Genomic DNA, 5642 nt, shown 5'->3' on the forward strand with positions numbered 1-5642 from the left:
TTCCTTTCCGGGATGAATATTGTACGTGAAAAAGAAATTGGCACTTTAGAGCAAATTAACGTAACACCCATACGCAAGAGCCAGTTTATTATTGGGAAACTATTTCCATTTTGGATAATAGGTATGGGATTGTTGACACTTGGGCTAATCATTGCAAAACTCATTTTTAATATTCCCATAGTTGGGAGTCTGGTCATAATGTACGCGTATACCTCCATATATATTTTTGTTGTTTTAGGGATAGGATTATTTATTTCTAATTTTACTGATACCCAGCAACAGGCTATGTTTATCTCGTGGTTTTTTATGGTAATTTTTATACTAATGAGTGGCTTATTCACTCCCATAGAAAGTATGCCACAATGGGCGCAGTTAATTACTGAGTTTAATCCGATAAAATATTTTGTGGAAGTAATGCGAATGGTAATGCTCAAAGGCTCCTCGTTTGCCGATATAATACCACAATTCTTAAAGACGCTACTTTACGCCTTTGTCATGAATGTATTGGCTGTTTGGAGTTATAAAAAAACCAATTAACCATGAGGTTCCTGTATTATCTTCGTTTTGGGTTACCCCCATCCTCATTACATATTCTTCAATTCACTAACCAGACTGGTCAATGCGTCTTTCGCGTCCCCAAAAAGCATAACTGTTTTATCATTGTAGAACAGTTCATTCTCAATTCCGGCATATCCGGCTTTCATGGTACGCTTATTAACAATGATATGTTTGGCATTTTCAACATCCAGGATAGGCATGCCATAAATAGGGCTTGAAGGGTCGTTATGCGCGGCAGGATTTACCACATCATTTGCTCCCACTACCAGAACAACATCGGTATTCTTAAATTGAGGATTAATATCCTCCATTTCTAACAACAAGGAATAATCCACATTGCTTTCTGCCAGCAGTACATTCATATGTCCAGGCATACGGCCTGCTACAGGGTGAATGGCATATTTTACATTAACCCCCTTTTTAGTCAACAATTCTTCTAATTCATGAATGATGTGCTGTGCTTGTGCAACGGCCAATCCATAACCTGGAACTATAATAACGTTGGTAGCATAGTTTAGCATAATTGCGGAATCACTGGGGTTTGTTTTTTTTATGGTCCCTAAAGTTTTGTTTGTGCCGGCTACTGAATCTGTTGCGCCAAAGGTTCCAAAAATAACTGCGCCCAGGGTTCTATTCATTCCCTTACACATGGCAACTGTAAGGATAATGCCAGCCGAGCCAACAAGTATACCCCCTATCAACATCACCATATTAGAATATAAAATTCCTGTAATCGCAGCCGCAATACCTGTCAATGAATTCAATAATGAAATTACCACGGGCATATCTGCACCACCTATGGGAAGTACAAATAAGATTCCATAAATTAACCCGCCAGCTAATAAACCAAATGCCAAAACCTCATTGCTGGCACCGGCAGTTACAATGAAGAAGGCAAAAGCTATAATCCCCACTAAAAATAAATTGTTTACCGTATTGTGGTAAGGAATCTTTATCACACTTTTTACGGACCCGTTTAATTTTCCCCATGCTATCAAACTTCCGGAAAAAGTAATTGCACCTATAATAATTCCGGATACAATAGTGGTGGTTATCATCTTATCACCTCCACCTCTACTGAATTCTACAAGCCCAATTAAAGCAGCACTTGCACCACCAAAACCATTAAATAAGGAAACCAATTCGGGCATCTTGGTCATCTTCACTTTGATGGCCATCCAGCCGCCAATTGCAGACCCTATAAGAATTGCCATTCCTATAAGAATATAAATAGAAGTTGGTACCTGTAAATCATGGATGAAAATAGTTCCTGCAATGGCAAGGGCCATTCCTGCAGCTGCAATTAAATTTCCATTTTTTGCCGTTGCAGGGTGCCCCATCTTTTTTAATCCAATAATAAAAGCAATTGTGGCTGCCAGGTATATAAGGCTCAGTGAAATACTCATTAATTTTTCTTTTTAAACATTTTAAGCATTCTGCCAGTAACGGTAAAACCACCTACAACATTTAAGATTCCTAATACTACTGCAATAAACCCAAGGGTTAAGGCAAAATAATTTTTTGGGTCTGAATGTAACATCACTAATATTGCCCCTACAACTACCACACCACTTAAGGCATTTGCACCCGACATCAATGGCGTATGTAATACAGCAGGGATGTGCTTGATGACTTCAACTCCTACAAATATCGCAAGGATTAGGATGTAGGTGATTTCGAGGTTATTACTAATAAATTCTATCCATTCATTCATCTTGTTTTCTTTTCTATTTTCGTATAATTCCGTTTTGTACAATCAAAGTTTCATCGGTTATTTGTTCTTCCAGATCCCATTTTAAATTAGACTCTTCTGTAAGATGCATAATAAAGTTGTACATGTTTTTTGCGTATAATTCACTTGCATTGGTTGAAACACTTTCCGGGGCGATACTTGTACCAATTACCTTTACACCATTTCTCGTTACCGTTTTATTCAGTTTACTGATTTCACAATTTCCTCCCTGTGCGGCAGCCAAATCAATGATTACAGCACCGTTTTTCATATTTAGAACTTGCTCCTCGGTGATTAAAATTGGTGATTTTTTACCTGGGATACCAGCAGTAGTAATTACTAAATCTGCCTTATAAAGCGACTTATTAACAGCTTCTTTTTGTCTGCGTAGATAGTCTTCAGAAGCTTCCTTTGCGTAACCGCTTTCAGATTCCCCATTAGGTCCTTCAACCATAATAAATTTTGCGCCCAAGGATTCTACCTGCTCTTTGGTTTCTAATCTTATATCGGTAGCTTTAACCATTGCGCCTAAGCGTTTGGCAGTTGCTATTGCTTGCAGACCTGCAACACCTACACCAAAAATTAAGACCTTGGCCGGTTTAATTGTTCCTGCCGCAGTCATCATCAATGGAAATATCTTTTTCATTTCATAGGCTCCAAGAATAACGGATTTATATCCGGCCAAATTACTCTGCGAACTTAAAACATCCATATCCTGAGCCCTTGAAATCCGGGGCATGGCATCCATAGAAAAAGCGGATGCTCCTTTAGCCGCAATTTTTTCAATAAGTTCTGGCTTGGATTTATGATACAAGTGACTAATTAGTACATGGTCCTTATTAACTAACTTTAAGTCTTCTTCATTAAAGGGATTAATTTTTATAAGAATTTGCGAGTCCTTAAAAACAACGCCCCTCTTTTCTACCCTTGCTCCTGTTTCCCGGTAGTCTGAATTTTTAAAAGAAGAATAGGTACCTGCATCTTCTTCAACAATTAATTCGAAACCCTTGTCAGTCAATTGCTTTGCAATTGTTGGAGAAATTGAAACCCGCTTTTCGCCTTTTTGAGTTTCCTTCAATATGCCTAACCTCATATTCGTTTTTGGTTTTGGACTGTAAATTTAGGGGATTATTAAAAATTAAACTATCTATTCCGGGATTTGTGTATAAACCATAACTCTTTAACAATATTCAGACTACAATGATATCCCAAATAGAAAACATTTAATTCCTAACAATGCTTGAAAATATGCTATTTTTTTGAATTCTGCACATCTGAAATAAAAAGTGTCATAATATATTATAGACTAACCTAGCGAGCTGGCTGCTTACATCTGATTTTTTATGCATTTAGCGTATATAGGTTGACCAAATAAGAACATTATTTGACTTTCACAACCCAATAGGTTGGTTTGGCAACAAAAATGCGTTCTACTTCAAAGAAGCTGTTAGTTTTGGCGTTGTATTATGAAAAGTAGTAAAAATGAAGCATTTAATTTTGGTATTTATTTTCACATTATTTGGCATGGGTTCATATGCACAAGAAGGATTAAAGCTAGGACTTCACGCAGGTTTACCTATTGATGATTTTAATGATGAAATAAGCCTGATGGTAGGTTTGGACCTGGGATATATGTGGGCTCTGGGTGAAGTAGTGGATCTCGGTATAAGTACTGGACTCATTTACGGATTTAAAGATTCTTTTCAATCAGATGAAATTGTATCAGGACTAACTGATGTTCAATTTGTTCCTTTGGCTGCCTCATTGCGTATATGGCCCTCTAATTCCTTTTCCTTTGGTATAGACGGTGGCTATGGGCTTGGTCTTAACAAGGGGAATGAAGGTGGAATATATTACAGACCCATTATCGGGGTCCTGTTAGGGCCCATGACGGAAATAAATCTATCTTATACAGGAATACAGTTAGAAAACAGAACCTGGAACACGGTTACCCTTGGTTTCTTGCATACGTTCCAGTTTAAAGATTACTAGACAGCATCTAGGCTTTTAATATTCCTTCTATAGTATGTAATTCTTCAGATGTAAATTCCATTTTATCAAGAATTCCAACTGCATCCTCAATTTGCGATACTTTGCTTGCACCTATGATTACTGAAGTTACTCTTTTATCCCTTAAAACCCAGGAAAGTGCCATCTGTGCCATTTTTTGTCCTCTCGATTCTGCAATTTCATTCAGCCTTTTTACCTTATCGATCTTTTCAGGGGTGATGTCTGATGATTGTAAATAACTATCCGCTTTTGATGCCCTGGAGCCTTCAGGAATACCACTAAGATATTTATTGGTTAACAACCCCTGGAATAAAGGACTGAATACTACGGAACCAACGCCATTTTGTGCGAGTACATCCAATAAACCATCTTCTACCCATCTGTTGAACATACTATAAGACGGTTGATGAACCAGGCATGGTGTACCGAGTTCTTTCAAAATTGCTATTGCCTTCTGCGATTGTTGGGGGTCATAGGATGAAATCCCTGCATACAAGGCTTTACCGGATCGTACAATCTGGTCCAGGGCCATCATGGTTTCTTCCAAAGGGGTATTCGGATCTGGCCTGTGACTGTAAAAAATATCTACATAGTCCAGTCCCATTCTTTTAAGACTTTGGTTACAGCTGGCGATCAGATATTTCCGGCTTCCCCATTCTCCATATGGTCCGGGCCACATATCATATCCTGCTTTGGAAGTGATAATCAATTCATCTCTGTAGGATTTTAAATCAGACTTTAGAATTCTTCCAAAAGTCTCTTCCGCAGAGCCATACGGAGGCCCGTAATTATTCGCAAGATCGAAATGCGTTATCCCCAGGTCAAATGCCCTCCGCACCATATTTCTGCCATTTTCATATACATCTATGCCTCCGAAGTTGTGCCATAATCCCAGGGATATTGCCGGGAGCAATAAACCGCTGTTTCCACAACGATTGTATTTCATTTTTTCATACCTGTTATTATTTGCAATGTATTTCATATATGTTAAGCTAATATTTAAACAATTTCAGTATTTAATTTTATGTAATTACACAAGTTGCTGAGCGATTAGTAAATTGAAACTTCATGCCCGGTATCTACAGCGGTTCGCACTTTTTTCCAGTCCACCTCACCTAATAAAGCACATTCAGCGCCTAAGATAAAACGATCCGGAGCTTCTTTAAGAACAGCGGCTACCTGTTGTTGTATCTCCTGATCAGTACCGGTCAGGATAGGCCCTCTTTTCTCCAAGCCGCCCATTATAGGGCGTTCACCAAACATGGAATACAGTTCTTTTAACGGAACCCTTTTGCCGGCAACGATATCACTCAAATTCACGATATTACCGGGATAATCGATA

The 5642-nt window shown here is 38.4% G+C and carries 7 protein-coding genes; 2 read left to right on the forward strand and 5 right to left on the reverse strand.

Annotated elements, in window-relative coordinates; genetic code table 11:
• Nucleotides 1–537: ABC transporter permease (locus tag WBN20_RS11275; RefSeq protein ID WP_424281743.1), on the forward strand; the 537-nt coding region annotated here is incomplete at its 5' end.
• Nucleotides 538–584: 47 nt separating this feature from the next.
• Here WBN20_RS11275 and WBN20_RS11280 read toward each other — a convergent pair.
• Genes WBN20_RS11280 through WBN20_RS11290 form a run of 3 tightly spaced genes read right to left on the reverse strand, consistent with a single transcriptional unit; the run spans nt 585 to nt 3383 of the window.
• Nucleotides 585–1964 carry an NAD(P)(+) transhydrogenase (Re/Si-specific) subunit beta gene (locus WBN20_RS11280; RefSeq protein WP_424281744.1) on the reverse strand — a complete coding sequence of 460 codons (1380 nt, stop codon included), beginning with the start codon at nt 1962–1964 and terminating at the stop codon, nt 585–587.
• Entirely contained in the window at nt 1964–2272 is a 309-nt protein-coding gene (locus WBN20_RS11285; protein ID WP_424272575.1) for an NAD(P) transhydrogenase subunit alpha, read from the reverse strand. Before WBN20_RS11285 ends, WBN20_RS11280 begins: the two co-directional genes overlap by 1 nt.
• Before the next feature lie 13 nt (nt 2273–2285).
• On the reverse strand, nt 2286–3383 hold the full coding sequence (locus WBN20_RS11290) for a Re/Si-specific NAD(P)(+) transhydrogenase subunit alpha (RefSeq protein ID WP_424281745.1): 1098 nt from the start codon (nt 3381–3383) through the stop codon (nt 2286–2288).
• Nucleotides 3384–3772: 389 nt separating this feature from the next.
• On the opposite strand from WBN20_RS11290, the gene WBN20_RS11295 reads away from it, so the two are divergent.
• The gene (locus tag WBN20_RS11295) at nt 3773–4282 is read left to right on the forward strand and encodes a hypothetical protein (RefSeq protein WP_424272548.1); all 510 of its coding nucleotides are present in this window, start codon (nt 3773–3775) and stop codon (nt 4280–4282) included.
• A gap of 7 nt (nt 4283–4289) precedes the next feature.
• On the opposite strand, the gene mgrA is transcribed toward WBN20_RS11295, so the two are convergent.
• Together mgrA and WBN20_RS11305 are read right to left on the reverse strand one after the other, a co-directional pair.
• On the reverse strand, nt 4290–5282 hold the full coding sequence (gene mgrA, locus WBN20_RS11300; protein ID WP_424281746.1) for an L-glyceraldehyde 3-phosphate reductase: 993 nt from the start codon (nt 5280–5282) through the stop codon (nt 4290–4292).
• A gap of 68 nt (nt 5283–5350) precedes the next feature.
• Nucleotides 5351–5642 (reverse strand): uroporphyrinogen decarboxylase family protein (locus WBN20_RS11305; RefSeq protein ID WP_424281747.1); only part of this gene is annotated, 292 nt, incomplete at its 5' end.

It is taken from the genome of Eudoraea sp., assembly GCF_049665975.1.
Lineage (GTDB): Bacteria > Bacteroidota > Bacteroidia > Flavobacteriales > Flavobacteriaceae > Eudoraea.

Coding starts and splice junctions, on each gene's coding strand:
- WBN20_RS11280 (WP_424281744.1), bottom strand. CDS start 1,964: ATGAGTATTTCACTGAGCCTTATATACCTGGCAGCCACAATTGCTTTT.
- WBN20_RS11285 (WP_424272575.1), bottom strand. CDS start 2,272: ATGAATGAATGGATAGAATTTATTAGTAATAACCTCGAAATCACCTAC.
- WBN20_RS11290 (WP_424281745.1), bottom strand. CDS start 3,383: ATGAGGTTAGGCATATTGAAGGAAACTCAAAAAGGCGAAAAGCGGGTT.
- WBN20_RS11295 (WP_424272548.1), top strand. CDS start 3,773: ATGAAGCATTTAATTTTGGTATTTATTTTCACATTATTTGGCATGGGT.
- mgrA (WP_424281746.1), bottom strand. CDS start 5,282: ATGAAATACATTGCAAATAATAACAGGTATGAAAAAATGAAATACAAT.